This is a genomic window from Xanthobacter tagetidis, assembly GCF_003667445.1.
Taxonomy (GTDB): domain Bacteria; phylum Pseudomonadota; class Alphaproteobacteria; order Rhizobiales; family Xanthobacteraceae; genus Xanthobacter; species Xanthobacter tagetidis.
In genome coordinates this window covers 1-16,070 of record NZ_RCTF01000017.1, presented here as the reverse complement: position 1 = coordinate 16,070, position 16,070 = coordinate 1, and the positions used below count along the sequence as shown (strand labels likewise).

General features: G+C 67.3%; 14 protein-coding genes and 1 pseudogene. 13 read left to right on the top strand and 2 right to left on the bottom strand.

What is annotated here, in order from left to right:
* Positions 1-54: 54 nt before the first annotated feature.
* Positions 55-537 (bottom strand): protein-export chaperone SecB, encoded by a 483-nt coding sequence (gene secB / locus D9R14_RS17670; protein WP_121624750.1) that lies wholly within the window; start codon positions 535-537, stop codon positions 55-57.
* 119 nt (positions 538-656) lie between these two features.
* On the opposite strand from secB, the gene D9R14_RS17665 reads away from it, so the two are divergent.
* Positions 657-887, top strand: a complete 231-nt coding sequence (locus D9R14_RS17665; protein ID WP_394010529.1) for a DUF1674 domain-containing protein — start codon at positions 657-659, stop codon at positions 885-887.
* 11 nt (positions 888-898) lie between these two features.
* On the opposite strand, the gene D9R14_RS17660 is transcribed toward D9R14_RS17665, so the two are convergent.
* Positions 899-1,705 carry an undecaprenyl-diphosphate phosphatase gene (locus D9R14_RS17660; RefSeq protein WP_121624670.1) on the bottom strand — a complete coding sequence of 269 codons (807 nt, stop codon included), beginning with the start codon at positions 1,703-1,705 and terminating at the stop codon, positions 899-901.
* A gap of 289 nt (positions 1,706-1,994) precedes the next feature.
* On the opposite strand from D9R14_RS17660, the gene D9R14_RS23425 reads away from it, so the two are divergent.
* The 12 genes and pseudogenes from D9R14_RS23425 to D9R14_RS17600 all read left to right on the top strand — a co-directional run.
* Positions 1,995-2,684, top strand: coding sequence for a glutathione S-transferase family protein (locus D9R14_RS23425; protein ID WP_245420867.1), 690 nt, complete (start codon positions 1,995-1,997; stop codon positions 2,682-2,684).
* Positions 2,681-3,724, top strand: a pseudogene (gene queG / locus D9R14_RS17650) (tRNA epoxyqueuosine(34) reductase QueG); the annotation flags it as partial. The gene D9R14_RS23425 and the pseudogene queG, both read left to right, overlap by 4 nt.
* 667 nt (positions 3,725-4,391) lie before the next feature.
* Positions 4,392-5,468, top strand: coding sequence for a ParA family protein (locus tag D9R14_RS17645; RefSeq protein WP_121624668.1), 1,077 nt, complete (start codon positions 4,392-4,394; stop codon positions 5,466-5,468).
* 930 nt (positions 5,469-6,398) lie between these two features.
* Positions 6,399-7,775, top strand: coding sequence for a tRNA (N6-isopentenyl adenosine(37)-C2)-methylthiotransferase MiaB (miaB, locus tag D9R14_RS17640; protein ID WP_121624667.1), 1,377 nt, complete (start codon positions 6,399-6,401; stop codon positions 7,773-7,775).
* Positions 7,776-7,891: 116 nt separating this feature from the next.
* Positions 7,892-8,887: a PhoH family protein gene (locus D9R14_RS17635; protein WP_245420866.1), complete on the top strand. Its 996-nt coding sequence runs from the start codon at positions 7,892-7,894 to the stop codon at positions 8,885-8,887.
* Between the two features lie 3 nt (positions 8,888-8,890).
* Positions 8,891-9,406 (top strand): rRNA maturation RNase YbeY, encoded by a 516-nt coding sequence (gene ybeY, locus D9R14_RS17630; RefSeq protein ID WP_121624665.1) that lies wholly within the window; start codon positions 8,891-8,893, stop codon positions 9,404-9,406.
* A gap of 23 nt (positions 9,407-9,429) precedes the next feature.
* Positions 9,430-10,398 carry a hemolysin family protein gene (locus D9R14_RS17625; protein WP_121624664.1) on the top strand — a complete coding sequence of 323 codons (969 nt, stop codon included), beginning with the start codon at positions 9,430-9,432 and terminating at the stop codon, positions 10,396-10,398.
* 47 nt (positions 10,399-10,445) lie between these two features.
* Positions 10,446-12,062, top strand: coding sequence for an apolipoprotein N-acyltransferase (lnt, locus tag D9R14_RS17620; RefSeq protein WP_121624663.1), 1,617 nt, complete (start codon positions 10,446-10,448; stop codon positions 12,060-12,062).
* Between the two features lie 101 nt (positions 12,063-12,163).
* On the top strand, positions 12,164-12,571 hold the full coding sequence (locus D9R14_RS17615; protein WP_121624662.1) for a helix-turn-helix domain-containing protein: 408 nt from the start codon (positions 12,164-12,166) through the stop codon (positions 12,569-12,571).
* Between the two features lie 108 nt (positions 12,572-12,679).
* A complete protein-coding gene (gene metK / locus D9R14_RS17610; protein ID WP_121624661.1) occupies positions 12,680-13,873 on the top strand; it encodes a methionine adenosyltransferase in 1,194 nt (397 codons plus the stop codon).
* 161 nt (positions 13,874-14,034) lie between these two features.
* Positions 14,035-14,739 carry a tRNA (guanine(46)-N(7))-methyltransferase TrmB gene (trmB, locus tag D9R14_RS17605; RefSeq protein ID WP_121624660.1) on the top strand — a complete coding sequence of 235 codons (705 nt, stop codon included), beginning with the start codon at positions 14,035-14,037 and terminating at the stop codon, positions 14,737-14,739.
* Positions 14,740-14,831: 92 nt separating this feature from the next.
* Positions 14,832-16,070: MutS N-terminal domain-containing protein (locus D9R14_RS17600; RefSeq protein ID WP_500692519.1), on the top strand; the 1,239-nt coding region annotated here is incomplete at its 3' end.

Genomic DNA, 16,070 nt, shown 5'->3' with positions numbered 1-16,070 from the left:
GTCGGCTGTTGCCGACTTCGACCCTCTCCCGCCGCCTTGGCTGAGGAAGCAGGCTCAGGCCTGGCCGACGGCGCCCTGGCGCTGCATCTCGGCGTTCATGCGCTGCTGGTAGAGCGCGGCGAAGTCGACCGGGTCGATCATCAGAGGCGGGAAGCCGCCGTTGCGCACCGCGTCCGCGATGATCTGCCGCGCGAACGGGAACAGCAGGCGCGGGCACTCGATCAGCACCACCGGCTGCAGGCTCTGCTCGGGGATGTTGAGGATGCGGAAGATGCCGCCATAGCTGAGGTCGAAGGCGAACAGGGTGTTGCCCTCCACCTTGGCGCCGCCCTCGATCTTCAGCTCCACCTCGAACTCGCCATTGGCGCCGGGCTTGGCGTTGACGTTGATCTGGATGTTCACGTCCGGCTGGCTCTGCGGCGCCATCAGCGAGCGCGGAGCGTGGGGGTTCTCGAACGAGAAGTCCTTGACGAACTGCGCCAGCACGTTCAGCGACGGCGCCTTGTTCTCGGTGGGGCCGCCATTCTGCGTCGCCATGCGCGTCTCCATAAGGTTGGAAGCTCTGGTAAGGTGGGCCTCGAAAGGCGGGCGTCCGCTAGCACGCTTCCCCCCGTGCCGCAAGGACGGCGCCCCGCCGCGATCGAGGACCAGGACCCATGTCAGGACCCATGGCCGACGAAACATCTACCCCGCCCGCGGCCCCCGGCGGCGCCCCCGGCAAGGTGCTCAGCGAGGCGGCGAAGCGCGCCCTCGCGGAGGCGCAGGCGCGCCGCGCCGCGATCGACGCGGCGGCGAGCGACCGCCCGAAGGAACTGAATGGCCGCAACGGCCCGGAGCCGGTGCGCTACGGCGACTGGGAGGTGGGCGGCATCGCCACCGACTTCTGAACGGCGGCCCCTCAGCGCACCAGATAGAGGCCGATCAGCCCGGCGGTGCCGACGAAGATGCGCCACCAGCCGAACGGCGCGTAGCCGTGCCGCGCCACGAACTCCAGCAGCGTGCGCACCACCAGCACCGCCGCGCAGAAGGCGGCGATGAAGCCGATGACGATCAGCAGCCCGTCATCCACCGAGAGCGCGTTGCGGTTCTTGTAGAGGTCGTAGGCGAAGGCGCCGAACATGGTGGGCAAAGCGAGGAAGAACGAGAATTCCGCCGCCGCCCTCTTGTCCACCCCGAACAGCATGGCGCCGACGATGGTGGAGCCCGAACGCGACACGCCGGGGATCATGGCGAGGCACTGGCAGAAGCCGATCTTCAGCGCGGTCATCGGCGGCAGCGCCATGGCGTTGTCGTAGCGCGGCTCCGGCACGATGCGATCCACGAACAGGAGCACGATGCCGCCGAGGATCAGCATGGCGCAGATCAGGCCCGGGCTCTCGAACAGCACGCTCTTGATGAAGCCGTGGGCGAACGCGCCGATCACCGCCGCCGGCAGGAAGGCGATGAGGATGCCGATGACGAAGCGCCGGGCCGCCGGATTGGTGGGCAGCGCCTTGGCGACGTTCAGGAAGCGGTGGAAATAGACGGTCAGGATGGCGAGCACCGCGCCGAGCTGGATCAGCACCTCGAAGGTGCGCCCGGTGCTCTCGAAGCCCAGGAAGTGCCCGGCGAGCAGGATGTGCGCGGTGGACGAGACCGGGATGAACTCGGTGAGCCCCTCCAGGAGGCCGAGGACGAGGGCTTCGAGCATGTCGCCGAGGGTCATTTTTGCTTCCGGAGGGTTAAGGCGCGAGCGGCGCGCCATCCTCGCCGCTCGCCCTGCGGGGCGCAATGCGAGGCGCGGGCGCGGCCCGGAAGCGAACCTTGCGTCAGGCCCGCTTTGTGGCCGCCTGTGGCGCTCGGGCCACAATCTTTCCCCGCCGCTGTGGCACGGTGCGCCCCTTCCGGCCGGCGCATCGCGCCCCGTCCCCCCGCGCGGAACCAAACGGAAAGATTCGCCGCTTAAGGTTTTCCCGCCGGTCCGCCGACCCCGCTTCCGAGAGCCGCCTTCCCCCATGCAGCTGCACCATCATCCCTTCTGCCCCCATTCGCGCTTCGTCCGCCTGCTGCTCGCCGAATACGGGCTGGAGCCGGAGCTGGTGGAGGAGCGGGTGTGGGAGCGCCGCCCGGGCCTGCTGGCGCTGAACCCGGCCGGCGACACGCCGGTGATCGCGGAGGCGCAGGCGCCCTCTGTGCCGGGCGCCGCCATCATCGCCGAGTATCTCGACGAGACGCGCGGCCTCGCGCTCGCCGAACGCCGCCTTCTGCCCGAGGACCCGCTGGGCCGGGTGGAGGTGCGCCGCCTCACCTCCTGGTTCCACGAGAAGATGTTCGTGGAATGCACCGAGCCCCTGGTGCGCGAGCGCATCTACAAGCGCTACATGAACCGCGAGCAGGGCGGCGGGCCGCCGGACGCCACCGCCTTGCGCATGGCGCGCGCCAATCTGCGCTATCATCTGAAATATATCGGCTGGCTTTCCAAGGCGCGCAACTGGCTCGCCGGGGAGCGCTTCAGCCAGGCCGACCTTGCCGCCGCCGCGCATCTCTCGGTGGCCGACTATCTGGGCGACGTGCCGTGGGACGAGGACGAGAACGCACGGGACTGGTATGCGCGGGTGAAGTCCCGCCCCACCTTCCGCCAGCTCCTGGCGGAGAGCATCCCCGGCATGCCGCCCTCCAAGACCTACGCGGACCTGGACTTCTGAACCCTGCCCCCCTGGAGGAGATCGCCCGCCGCCTCTCCGCCGAGGAGGGCTTCGACGCGTTCGGCATCGCCGCCCCGGATGCCCTCGGCGAGGCCAGCGCGCACCTGAAGGCCTGGGTAGCCGAGGGCGCGCACGGCGACATGGGCTGGATGGCCGACACGCTGGAGCGCCGGGCCGATCCGCGCACGCTGTGGCCGCAGGTGCGCGCGCTCATCATGCTGGGGCTGAACTACGGCCCGGCGGAGGACCCGCGCGCCGTGCTGGCGCAGCGCACCAAGGGCGCCATCTCGGTCTATGCGCGGGCGGAGGACTATCACGAGGTCATCAAGCCCCGGCTGAAGCGCATCGCCCGCGCGCTGCTCGCCGAGGCGTCGGCGCGCGGCGTCAGCGCCGACGTGAAGGTGTTCGTGGACACCGCCCCGCTGATGGAGAAGCCGCTGGCGGCAGCGGCGGGCCTCGGCTGGCAGGGCAAGCACACCAACCTCGTCTCGCGCGATCTCGGCTCCTGGCTGTTCCTCGGCGCCATCGCCACGACGCTGGAGCTTGCCCCGACGGGCGTCGAGCGCGACCATTGCGGCTCGTGCCGCGCGTGCGTTGAGGCCTGCCCGACGGCCGCCTTCCCGGCGCCTTATGTGATCGACGCGCGGCGCTGCATCTCCTACCTCACCATCGAGCACAAGGGACCCATTCCGCTGGAGCTGCGCCCCCTCATGGGCAACCGCATCTATGGCTGCGACGATTGCCTCGCCGCCTGCCCCTGGAACAAGTTCGCCGTGGCGGGCCGCGAGGCGAAGCTCGCCGCCCGCGCCGAGAACGACGCGCCGGACCTCGCCGCGCTGGTGACGCTGGACGACGCGGCGTTCCGGGCGCGGTTTCCCAAGAGCGCCATCAAGCGCGTGGGGCGCGACCGGTTCGTGCGGAACGTGCTGATCGCCATCGGGAACTCGGGGGATGGGAGCCTGCGGGGGGTGGTGGAGGCGCGGCTGGAGGATGAGGCGGAGGTGGTAAGGGATGCGGCGGGGTGGGCGTTGGGGCGGCTAGGGTAGAGTATTTCTGTTCCAGAAAGAGACATCGCCAAGTGCGTGCATGATTTTCAGGTATGGATCCAGATTGTCCGCTCGTGAGTGTGGAGGCCGAGGGTCGAATAGCTTCCATCGACAGCAGGCTGATCTAGACGACGACTTACGATCCCATTGTCGCCGTCTACGGTTCTTCCGTCGATGCCCGGAACCTGCCGTTCGCTGTGGATGCGACCAACGGCCGAGTCGGGCCGTTTCCAGACTGTCCGCTTTTTGGCACCATGTGATTGTGAACAGACAAGGCCATCTCAAATGTAGTTGTGCGCCGCATAAGCACGCTCTATGCTTGAATTTCATAGTCATGCCATCTTACCCGTTAATCCAGAATGGCCTAGTGCCGAAGCGCCGGGAACAATCTGAAGGAGCCGGCGGCATTCCCTAAGCCACGGAGCTAGACATTGGTTGATATCGGGACCCTGTTCCCGGAAGGGCGGAGGGGTGACCAGGGGCTATGTTGCGATTTGCTTCGCGGCGATGTTAGGAGCTAACACCAATCCGCCCTTCTGAGGGCAGAATCCAGATAAAGATAATCCAAAGAGCTGGCGAGGGCCAAAGAATTAGCGTTGGTAAAGAATTGCAAAAAAGGCGGCAAAATCGCCACCGTCCAGAACCCCGAGGGAGGAATTCAGTGACGACAGATATTTACGCATTCTACAACAACAAAGGTGGGGTCGGGAAAACGACCCTTTGCCAGAACGCGGCTAGCCTTTATGCAGAACGGAATCCAGAAAAACTCATCTTAGTGATCGATCTTTGCCCTCAGGGAAATATCTCTCAGTTTTTCTTGGGCGGTGGGAAGAAGGGCTATGCCGAGAACCAGAAGCTGCAATCCCAAGCCACACGCCGCAATATCGTGGGGTTTATGGATTGGCTCCTCAGCGGGAATTCCGGTTTCACCAGCATTCCTTCTAGCTACATGACCCAGGTGTCGAGGCATAATGGCCAAATCGCTAAGAACCTCTACCTGATCGCGGGCGATTCATTTCTAGAGTCCCTGTCTTTGGCGCTGAACTTTGCCACGATGAACCCCGGCAACGTCAACGCATGGGCGGAGTATGTGACGGCGATCCGGCGTCTCTGCGAAGCGGAACTGGCTAGGGTGCCGGATTACGAAGATATGGCCGTCTTTATCGACTGCAATCCGAGTTTTTCGGTCTACACCCAGATGGCGCTAGTCTCGGCTGACCATATCGTCATTCCGGTGATGGCAGACTACAGCTCGCTAGAGGGAATTAAAGGTATCATGATGCTCCTCTATGGCAAGTACCCATCGTCGGCTGCCAAGACCTACGCTGACAAGGTGCTGACTTTCAATAAGCAGGTTCAGAACTTCAAGCTGCCTCTGCCGCGCATCTTCGAATTGCCGTTCAATAATTTCACCACCAATGTCGGTGTAGCGACCGCATATGCGTCCATTAAAAACGAAATCTCTGACTTCGCCTGGAAACAGTATCAGGCGGATCCAAGCGTATTCGCCCATCTATCGGTCGAACCGACGACCAATAAGCAATGGGAGGAGATCTTTATGTCGAACGTTAAGGACTTTCACACGTCGGGTAAAGTATCGTCTAGCCTAGGCATCCCTCTTCACAAATTGCCCCTTCACACCACCTATACCATGCCTGACGACACAGTAGTGAATATGCCGAAGTCCAACTACAAAGAGTCCTTGGAACACCTTAATGAATTCGTTGAAAAACTCTAAGATCTGACGACCAATTGACACGCTTGATTGGTGTACGGGGCAACTTTCTGCACCACAAACCAGATACCCATTCAGATATTCTCTGATCGGTCGCCTGGTGGCGATGTAGTATATGATACTGTCGCCTGCAACGACCGCGAGAGATCGAGGATCTTCGCTGTCGTTATTCATTGCTTTGTATTCTCCAATGGTCCTCAGCCCCCCAGCCTTCGCGAATTTTCAGCATCTAGTCATGAGTGACTGGTATGAAGGAGCATTCCTGCTAGGAATCGACGACCAATTGAATGGCAGCTTTTTAAGCTTGGGCGCCCAGAAGCTATCAGTCTTCTTGCCACCCCGAAGCGGACGTCCCAACAAGGGCTGTCGACGGGCAGCTATGGGTCAGATTCGGCCCTTCTCCCCTTCCCCAACCCCCGTCATTCCCAACCGCCCGTTTGCTATTAATCATATCCCCTCCTGAACCACGAGGGAGAGCGGCGGGAGCCGTCATCATGATCGCCACGCCATCAGGCGCATTGAATGTAGCCCAAACCCCGCTCCCTCTCCCGCGTGCGGGGGAGGGAGCGGGGAGGAGGCAAGCGCGGCTGGGACTTCACCGGATTCGGCGCGACGCGCAGGAATTCCCCCACCCTGCCCTCCCCCGCAAGCGGGAGAGGGTTCGGCGCTGGTGATGCATCGCGGGCGCACGATTTCCAATTAGGCCCGCCGCTTTGTTTTCACGGCATGGCATCTCCAGGCCCGGGGCCGCCGGCTGAGACAGCCGTGAGGTCTGCGTCGTGTGCCGGCGCCTGATGCGCCACCCCCACCATTCCCAAACCCCCCGTTTGCCTCTAAACATACCCCCTTCGAACCACGAGGGAGAGCGACGGGAGCCGGCGTCATGATTGCGTCGCGCCCAGGCGCGAGAATGACCACGGCAGACACGGCACGATGCAGCAGCCCCGCAAGCTCTATGTGAAGTCCTTCGGTTGCCAGATGAACGTCTACGATTCCCAGCGTATGGCGGACACCCTGGCGCGCGAGGGCTTTACCGAGACGCAGGACCCGGCCGACGCCGACCTCGTCATCCTCAACACCTGCCATATCCGCGAGAAGGCCGCCGAGAAGGTCTATTCCGAGCTCGGCCGCCTCAGGAAGGCCAAGCAGGAGGCGGGCTCGGACACGATGATCGCGGTCGCCGGCTGCGTCGCCCAGGCCGAGGGCGCCGAGATCATGCGCCGCGCCCCGGTGGTGGACCTCGTGGTCGGCCCGCAGAGCTACCATCGCCTGCCCGAGCTGCTGCGCGCCGCCGGCACCGGCGCGCGGGTGGTGGACACCGAGTTTCCGGTCGAGGACAAGTTCGACCACCTCGCCGCCCCCTCCCGCGCCGCCACCCGCGCCCGCGGCCCGGCCGCCTTCCTCACCGTGCAGGAAGGCTGCGACAAGTTCTGCACCTTCTGCGTCGTGCCCTATACCCGCGGCGCCGAGGTCTCCCGCCCGGCGGCGAAGATCCTCGCCGAGGCGGAGCGGCTCGTCGGCCAGGGCGTGCGCGAGCTCATCCTCATCGGCCAGAACGTGAACGCCTACCACGGCGACGGCCCGGACGGCCGCCCCTGGAGCCTCGCCCGGCTGATGGAGGCCCTCGCCCGGATCGAGGGGCTCGCGCGGTTGCGCTATACCACCTCCCATCCGCGCGACATGGGCGCGGACCTGATCGCCGCCCATCGCGATCTGCCCCAATTGATGCCCTACCTGCACCTGCCCGTGCAGTCGGGATCGGACAAAGTGCTAGAATTGATGAACCGGGGCCATTCTCGGGGGACTTACCTGGATCTGGTGCGGGACTTGCGCGCCGTGCGGCCGGATCTGGCGCTCTCGTCCGACTTCATCGTCGGCTTTCCGGGCGAGACCGACGCCGATTTCGAGGCCACCCTGGACCTTGTCCGCGAGGTGGGATTCGCCGGCGCCTACGCCTTCAAATACTCCCCCCGGCCCGGCACGCCGGCGGCGGGACACGGTAGCCAAGCACCGGAGGACGTGAAGTCCGCGCGCCTCGCCGCGCTCCAGAAACTGCTGGAGGCGTCCAAGGTGGCGTTCGATACCTCGTTGAAGGGCAGGACCCTGGAGATCCTGCTGGAGAAGAGCGGGCGCCATGAGGGCCAGATGATCGGCCGCTCGCCCTATCTCCAGAGCGTGGTGGTGACGAACCCGCCCGCCGCCATCGGCGACCTTCTTGCGGTGACCATCACCGAGGTCGGCCCCAACAGCCTCGCCGGCCGGGTGCCGGCCCTCGCTTCGTCCCGCCCCCTCGCGGCCATGGAGGCCTGAGCTTGCGCAGATCCGGCAGCGACCAAGACCGCCCGCCCCAAGGCCCTTCTCAAGGCCCCGCCCGCGCCGCCGTCACCGCCCCCTGGGCCAGCGCGGACACGCAAGCGCCGGCCCACGTGGTGCTGGCGTTCGACGACAACCGCCTGGCCAGCCAGCTGTTTGGCCATTACGGGCGGAACCTCGCTTTGGTCGAGCGCAAGCTGGGCGTGAAGGCGGATTCGCGCGGCAACCACGTCACCCTGGAGGGCGAGCGCGAGGCCTGCGAGCAGGCGCGCGCGGTTCTCGAGCACCTCTACGAGGCGCTGAAGAAGGGCCGCGACATCTCCCAGGGCGACGTCGACGGTGCCATAAGGGAGGCGGTCTCCCAGGGCTCGCTGTTCGACTTCGACCCCGCCTCCCAGCGCCAGTCGTTCGACGAGATCCACCTGCGCCGCCGCCCCGTCCGCGCCCGCACCGCCGCCCAGGATGCCTATATCCGCGCGCTCAAGCGCCACACCCTGGTGTTCGGCACCGGCCCCGCCGGCACCGGCAAGACCTGGATCGCGGTGGCCTATGCGGTGCACCTTTTGGAGCGGCGCATGGTCGACCGCCTCATCCTCTCGCGCCCGGCGGTGGAAGCGGGCGAGCGCCTCGGCTTCCTGCCCGGCGACATGAAGGACAAGGTCGACCCCTATCTGCGGCCGATCTACGATGCGCTCTACGACCTCATGGACCGCGCCTTCGTCGAGCGGGCGCTGCAGTCGGGCGAGATCGAGATCGCCCCGCTCGCCTTCATGCGCGGGCGCACCTTGTCCAACGCCGCCGTCATCCTGGACGAGGCGCAGAACGCCACGTCCATGCAGATGAAGATGTTCCTGACCCGCCTGGGCGAGAACTCGCACATGATCATCACCGGCGACCCGAGCCAGACCGATCTGCCCGGCGGGCAGGTGTCGGGGCTCGCCGAGGCGGTGCGCCTGCTGGACGGCGTCGAGGGCGTCGGCGTCTGCCACTTCAAGGCCGAGGACGTGGTGCGCCACGAACTGGTGCAGCGCATCGTCTCCGCCTATGAGAGGCTCGACGCGCAGAAGATCGAGGCTGCCGCCGCGCGCCTCGGCAAGCCGGGATCCTGAGGCATGTCCGCTCTGCCCGCGCCCGGGGCCGAGGCTGCCGCCATCGACGTGATGGCGGAGGCCGGCGACTGGTCGCGCGTGCCGGATGCGGAGGAGGTGACGCGCCGCGCGGCGCTTGCCGCACTCAAGGCCTGCGGCGACGAGGTTCCCTGGCCCTGCGAAGTGGCCGTCACGCTCACCGACGATGCCGCGATCCGCGTGCTGAACCGGGACTGGCGCGCCATGGACAAGCCCACCAACGTGCTGTCCTTCCCCCAGGCGGACCTGCCGGAGGGGGTCGACGCCCCGCAGCCGCTCGGCGACATCATCGTCGCCATCGAAACGCTGGAGGCCGAGGCGGTGGCCGAGGGCAAGGCGCCGGCGCATCATCTCGCCCATCTCGTGGTGCACGGCACGCTGCACCTCATGGGCTACGATCACCTTGACGACGACGAAGCAGAGGAAATGGAGGCGCTGGAACGCCGCATCCTCGCAGGCCTCGGGATCGACGATCCCTACCGCCTGCCGCAGGACGGATGACGTTCCCCGGCGAAGAAGGACACATGTCGAACACTGACCAGCCGACCGAGACCGGCTCCGCGGAGCCCCAGAGTTTTCTCGATCGATTGCGTGCCCTCCTGGGCACGTTCCGGCCACACGGCTCTCTGCGCACCGACCTGCAGGAGGTGCTGGGGGCGACGGAACCGGCCCAGGAGGAAGGCGAATTCACGCCATCCGAGCGCAAGATGCTGCGCAACATCCTGCACCTGAAGGATGTGGGCATCGGCGACATCATGGTGCCCCGCGCCGAGATCGTCGCGGTGCGCAAGGACATCGGCCTCGGCGAACTGCTGAAGGTGTTCGTGAGCGCCGGGCATTCCCGGCTGGTCGTCTATGACGACACGCTCGACGACCCCGTCGGCATGGTCCATATCCGCGACCTGCTGGCGGTGCTGGCGGCCGGCGTGATGGACGAGGCCGACAGCCGGCTCGACCTCGGCGCGGTCGATTTCGACCGCAGCCTGGAGGATGCCGGCCTGGTGCGGCGCCTGCTCTATGTTCCGCCCTCCATGCCGGCGGTGGATCTGCTCGTGGCCATGCAGGCGGCGCGCACCCACCTTGCCTTGGTGATCGACGAATATGGCGGCACCGACGGCCTCGTCTCCATCGAGGACGTGGTGGAGGAGATCGTCGGCGAGATCGAGGACGAGCACGACGAGGCGCCCGAGACCCTGCTCACGCGCCAGGACGACGGCAGCTTCCTCGCCGACGCCCGCACTCCGCTGGAAGCGGCGGTCGAGGTGCTAGGTCCGGAGTTCGCGTCGGAAGAGGCGCTGGAGGAGGTCGACAGCCTCGGCGGCCTGCTGGTGATGATCGCCTCGCGCGTGCCGGTGGAGGGCGAAGTGATCGCGCTGCCCGGCGGCTTCGGGGTCGAGGTGCTCGAGGCGGACCCGCGCCGGGTCAAGAAGCTGCGCATCATACCCCCGCGCCCGGATGGGGCCGAACCCGCCGCCGCGCCCGATCCGGCGTGAGCGGCGCGGCAACGCCATCGGCGGCCGGCGGACTGCGCGCGGCGCTCATGCGGCATCTGCTGCCGCTCGTCGCCGCCCTCCTGCGCGTGCGCCAAGCGGAAGGGTGGAGGCGGCTTGCCGTCGCCGCATTCGCCGGGGCCTTCGGCGCGCTCGCCATGCCGCCGCTCGGCGCCTGGCCCGCGCTGGCGGTGAGCTTTCCCCTGCTCGTGCTTCTGCTGGACGGAGCCCATGGCGCCGGCCGGACGAAGGCGCGCCTTGTCGCCGCCGCCACCGTCGGCTGGTGGTTCGGCTTCGGCTATTTCCTCGCCTCGCTCTGGTGGATCGGCGCCGCGTTCCTGGTGGAAGCGGACGTGTTCGGCTGGCTTCTCCCATTCGCCGTCATCGCCATGCCCGCCGGCCTCGCGCTGTTCACCGCCCTCGGGGCGGTGCTGGCGCTCCTGGCCTGGAGCCGCGGACCATGGCGCATCTTCGCGCTGGCAGCCGGGTTCACCACCAGCGAATGGCTGCGCGGGCACGTGCTCTCCGGCTTCCCCTGGAACACCTTCGGCTATGCGGTGGGGCAGGACCCGGCCCTGATGCAGAGCGCCGCGCTGGTGGGGGTCTATGGCCTCACCTTCTTCGTGCTGCTGCTCTTTGCGGCGCCGGTGCTGCTGCTGAAGCCGCGCGCTCCCGCTGTGGCCCTGGTCGGCGCCGCGGCGGTGACGCTGGTTGCGGCCGCCCTGTGGGGCGAAGCGCGCCTCGCGGCCCACCCTGCGGTGCCGGTGGAGGGGGTGCGCCTGCGCATCATGCAGCCGAATCTGGCGCAGGACGAAAAGTTTGCCTACGGGCGCAGCAAGGAGGTCCTCGCTCATTATCTCAGCCTGAGCGCGCAGTCCTCGGCCACCTATCCGAAGGGGCTGGAGGACGTGACCGTCCTGGTGTGGCCGGAATCGGCGTTCCCCTTCATCTATGAGCGGGAGCCGTGGGCGGCAGAGGCGATCACTGCGGCACTGCCGCCGAACGTCATCCTCGTCACAGGCGCGGTGCGCTACGACGCCCCGCCGAAGGGGCAGGTCTCGCCGTTCTTCAATGCCATCCGGGTCATCGACCATCAGGGCCACGTGCTGAAGAGCACGGACAAGGTTCATCTGGTCCCGTTCGGCGAATACCTTCCATTTCAGGCGGCCCTTGAGGAACTTGGTCTGGAGCAACTTACCCGTGTACGCGGCGGCTTTTCCTCGGGAACCGCTCTGAGCGCGCTTTCGGTCCCCGGCCTGCCGCTGGCCGCTCCCCTTGTTTGCTACGAAATTATCTTTCCTGGAAAGGTTATTCCCCAGGGTGAGCGGCCCGGCCTGCTGCTCAACGTCACCAATGACGGATGGTTCGGAAATACCCCCGGACCCTACCAGCACTTTGCTCAGGCGCGGCTTCGGGCGGTCGAAGAGGGACTGCCTCTGGTGCGCGCGGCCAATACGGGCCTCTCCGCCATCGTCGATCCACTGGGGCGTATCGTCGCAGGATCTTCCCTGGGCGAGGAGGCGCTGGTGGACGGCTGGCTTCCCGAGCCGCTGGAAACGGTTCCACACGCCTCCACCGTGGGGCGTCAGATCCTGATTTGTCTCGTTTTCGCAGGATTTGTTCTAGCGCTTATTCCAAGTCGAATTCGGTTTGCACGCAAAAGTTGATCGACGCTCGCACGTTGTGTGCCTATGTTCGCCACCAATCAGGGCAGCCTTCGCAATGCGAAGTAGTGCTAATTCTCTTTTCCGACGTAGCCGGGGAGACCATGGCCAAGAAGGCGCCTAACCCTATTGACAAGCATGTCGGCGCGCGCGTGCGCATGCGCCGCATGATGGTTCAGATGAGCCAGGAGAAGCTGGGCGAACACCTCGGCATCACCTTCCAGCAGATCCAGAAGTATGAGAAGGGAACGAACCGTATCGGGGCCAGTCGTCTCCAGCAGATTTCGACTGTTCTCGGTGTGCCCGTCGCATTCTTCTTTGAAGGCGCGCCCTCGGTCGGCCCCGAAGTGGACGGCGTGACGGAAAGTCACTCCCCAACCTACGTGGCGGACTTTCTCGCGACCTCAGACGGTCTCGCCTTGACGCGCAACTTCATGCGCATTCCCGATGCCAAGGTGCGACGCAAGATCGTCGATCTCGTGACCGCAATCGCCGGAGAGCAGGAGGCCTGATCCGTTCGTTTTGACGAACGAATCGGGCGCCTTGATCTTGACCGGCAAATCCCGCGCTGCGAAAACGGCGGCATCGCCTCGCGGCGCGGGCGCAATTGGGGTCACGACATGGCACGTCAAAACTACCTGTTCACCAGCGAATCGGTTTCCGAGGGCCACCCCGACAAGGTCTGCGACCGCATCTCCGACGAGGTCGTCGACCTGTTCTTCGGCACCGCGCTGAAGGAAGGCATCGACCCGGCGCAGGTGCGCGTCGCCTGCGAGACGCTGGCCACCACCAACCGCGTCGTGATCGCCGGCGAGACCCGCGGCCCCTCCTCCATCACCCCGGAGGCGATCGTCGAGGTCGCGCGCAAGGCGGTGAAGGATATCGGCTACGAGCAGGACGGCTTCCACTGGGAGAAGTCGGACGTGGAGGTGCTGCTGCACGGCCAGTCCGCCGACATCGCCCAGGGCGTCGACATCGCCGGCAACAAGGACGAGGGCGCGGGCGACCAGGGCATCATGTTCGGCTATGCCGTGCGCGAGACCCCGGAGCTGATGCCGGCCCCCATCTTCTACGCCCACAAGATCCTGAAGGACCTCGCCGCCGCCCGCCATTCGGGCGCCGCCAAGCAGCTCGGCCCGGACGCCAAGAGCCAGGTCACGGTGCAGTATGAGGGCGGCAAGCCGGTCGGCGTGACGCAGATCGTGCTCTCCACCCAGCACCTCGACGAGAGCATGACCTCCAAGGACGTGCAGGCGCTGGTGGAGCCCTATATCCGCAAGGCGCTGCCGGACGGCTGGATCACCGACGGCACGCTCTGGCACGTCAATCCCACCGGCAAGTTCGTCATCGGCGGCCCCGACGGCGACTGCGGCCTGACCGGGCGCAAGATCATCGTCGACACCTACGGCGGCGCGGCGCCCCATGGCGGCGGCGCCTTCTCGGGCAAGGACCCGACCAAGGTGGACCGGTCGGCCGCCTATGCCGCGCGCTATCTCGCCAAGAACGTCGTGGCGGCAGGCCTTGCCGACCGCGCCACGATCCAGCTCGCTTACGCCATCGGCGTGTCCGATCCGCTCGCGGTCTATGTGGACCTGCACGGCACCGGGCAGGTGGACGAAGCCAAGGTGGAGAAGGCGCTGCGCGAGGTCATGAACCTGCGCCCGCGCGGCATCCGCGAGCATCTCGGCCTCACCAAGCCGATCTATGCCCGCACCGCGGCCTACGGCCATTTCGGCCGCGAGCCCGATGCCGACGGCGGCTTCTCCTGGGAGAAGACCGACCTCGCCGACGCGCTGAAGACCGCGCTCGCCTGAGCGCTTCCCGATCCGAACGCGTCATGGCCGGGCCCTGCCCGGCCATGATCGTTTCGGGGCCTGCACGGAGCGGGACCAGGCGCCAAATCCCGCAAAGTCCCGCCGAGTCCCCCCGAGTCCAGTCCCGCGCCCCGACGCCGACGCCAGCCGCCCGACCGAGCATGCCGACCCGCGACCGCGAGCCCATCGAGACCGAACCCCGCAGCGCCTTCTTCGGCCGCCGCGTGGGCAAGACGCTGCGCGGCCAGCAGCAGGACGCCATCGCCCGGCTTCTGCCGCGACACCGCTTCGCGCTTGAAGACGCGGCCGATCCGGCCGCCCTGTTCGCGCACCGCCCGGACGAGGTCCGGCTCGAGATCGGCTTCGGCGGCGGCGAGCACCTCATCGCCCACGCGGCCCGGCGGCCGGAGGCCGGCTTCATCGGCGTCGAGCCGTTCCTGAACGGCATGGCGCGCATGCTGGTGGACCTGGACCAGGCGGGACTCGCCAACGTCCGCGTGATCGATCTCGATGCCGCGCTGGTCCTGGCGCGCCTGCCCGCCGGGAGCCTCGCCGGGGCCGACCTGTTCTATCCCGACCCCTGGCCCAAGCGCCGGCACTGGAAGCGGCGGTTCGTCAATCCGAACAATCTCGACCTCCTCGCCCGGGCTCTCGCGCCGGGCGCCGCGTTCCGCTTCGCCTCCGACGTGCCGCATTATGTCGGCTGGACGCTCGCCGAGGTGCGCCGCCACGGCGCCTTCCGCTGGACCGCCCGCACCGCCGCGGACTGGCTTCAGCCCTATCCCCACTGGAGCGGAACCCGCTACGAGCACAAGGCGCGGGCGGAAGGGCGCACGCCCACCTACCTCACCTTCGTGCGGACATGAGGCCGGTCGGCGCACCTGCCGAAGCCGTTTTCTGTCGACGGACGGCCCGCGCGCGCTGACAGGGCGGCCCGCGCCCTTTAGCCTCGCCGCCCATGACCGCGCACACGCCCGCTCCCCCTGCCGCCGCCCCGCCCGCCAAGGCGGAGGAGGCGCGCGTCACGCCCATGATGGCGCAGTACATGGAGATCAAGGCGGCGAACCCGGACAGCCTGCTGTTCTATCGCATGGGCGATTTCTACGAGCTGTTCTTCGAGGACGCGGAAGCCGCCTCGCGCGCGCTCGGCATCGTGCTCACCAAGCGCGGCAAGCACCTGGGCGAGGACATCCCCATGTGCGGGGTGCCGATCGAGCGCTCGGAGGAATATCTCCACAAGCTGATCGCCCTCGGCTTCCGGGTCGCGGTCTGCGAGCAGCTGGAGGATCCTGCCGAGGCCAAGAAGCGCGGTCCGAAGAGCGTGGTGCGGCGCGATGTGACGCGCCTCGTCACCCCCGGCACCCTCACCGAGGACGCGCTGCTGGACGCGCGGCGCGAGAACCTGCTCGCCGCCCTCGCGCGCACCGGCGCCTCGGGCGCGGACTTTTCCTACGCCATCGCCTTCACCGACATGTCCACCGGCGCGTTCCGGGTGATCGCGAGCAATGCCGATGCGCTCGCCGGCGACCTCGCGCGCATCGATCCGGCCGAGCTCCTGGTCTCCGACGCGCTCTATGACGATCCAGCGCTCAAGGGGGTCCTGCGCGATCTGCCGGCCGTGACGCCGCTGCCGCGCGCCTCCTTCGACGGATCGAGCGCGGACAAGCGCCTTGCCGCCTTCTTCGGCGTCGCGGCGCTCGACGGCTTCGGCGCCTTCACCCGCGCCGAGCTGACTGCCGCCGCCGCGGTGGTGGCCTATGTGGAGCGCACCCAGCTCGGCGCCCGCCCGGTTCTGGCGCCGCCGCGCAAGGAGGCGCAGGACGGCGTCATGGCCATCGACGCCGGCACCCGCGCCAATCTGGAGATGGTGCGCACCACGTCCGGCGAGCGGCGCGGCTCGCTGCTCCATGCGGTGGACCGCACCGTGACGGCCGCCGGCGCGCGCCTCCTGGCGCGGCGCATCGCCGAGCCGCTCACCGACCTTGCCGCCATCCGCGACCGGCACGACGCGCTCGACCTCCTGGCGGCGGACGGCGGGCTGCGGGCCGACCTGCGCGCCCGCCTCGCCCGCGCCCCCGACATGGCGCGCGCCCTCACCCGGCTTGCGCTCGCCCGCGGCGGCCCGCGCGATCTCGCCGCGGTACGCGACGGGCTCGCGGGCGCGCTCGGCCTTGCCGCCGTGTTCGGCGCCGCGCCG

Coding starts and splice junctions, on each gene's coding strand:
- secB (WP_121624750.1), bottom strand. CDS start 537: ATGGCGACGCAGAATGGCGGCCCCACCGAGAACAAGGCGCCGTCGCTG.
- D9R14_RS17665 (WP_394010529.1), top strand. CDS start 657: ATGTCAGGACCCATGGCCGACGAAACATCTACCCCGCCCGCGGCCCCC.
- D9R14_RS17660 (WP_121624670.1), bottom strand. CDS start 1,705: ATGACCCTCGGCGACATGCTCGAAGCCCTCGTCCTCGGCCTCCTGGAG.
- D9R14_RS23425 (WP_245420867.1), top strand. CDS start 1,995: ATGCAGCTGCACCATCATCCCTTCTGCCCCCATTCGCGCTTCGTCCGC.
- miaB (WP_121624667.1), top strand. CDS start 6,399: ATGCAGCAGCCCCGCAAGCTCTATGTGAAGTCCTTCGGTTGCCAGATG.
- ybeY (WP_121624665.1), top strand. CDS start 8,891: ATGTCCGCTCTGCCCGCGCCCGGGGCCGAGGCTGCCGCCATCGACGTG.
- D9R14_RS17625 (WP_121624664.1), top strand. CDS start 9,430: ATGTCGAACACTGACCAGCCGACCGAGACCGGCTCCGCGGAGCCCCAG.
- lnt (WP_121624663.1), top strand. CDS start 10,446: ATGCGGCATCTGCTGCCGCTCGTCGCCGCCCTCCTGCGCGTGCGCCAA.
- D9R14_RS17615 (WP_121624662.1), top strand. CDS start 12,164: ATGGCCAAGAAGGCGCCTAACCCTATTGACAAGCATGTCGGCGCGCGC.
- metK (WP_121624661.1), top strand. CDS start 12,680: ATGGCACGTCAAAACTACCTGTTCACCAGCGAATCGGTTTCCGAGGGC.
- trmB (WP_121624660.1), top strand. CDS start 14,035: ATGCCGACCCGCGACCGCGAGCCCATCGAGACCGAACCCCGCAGCGCC.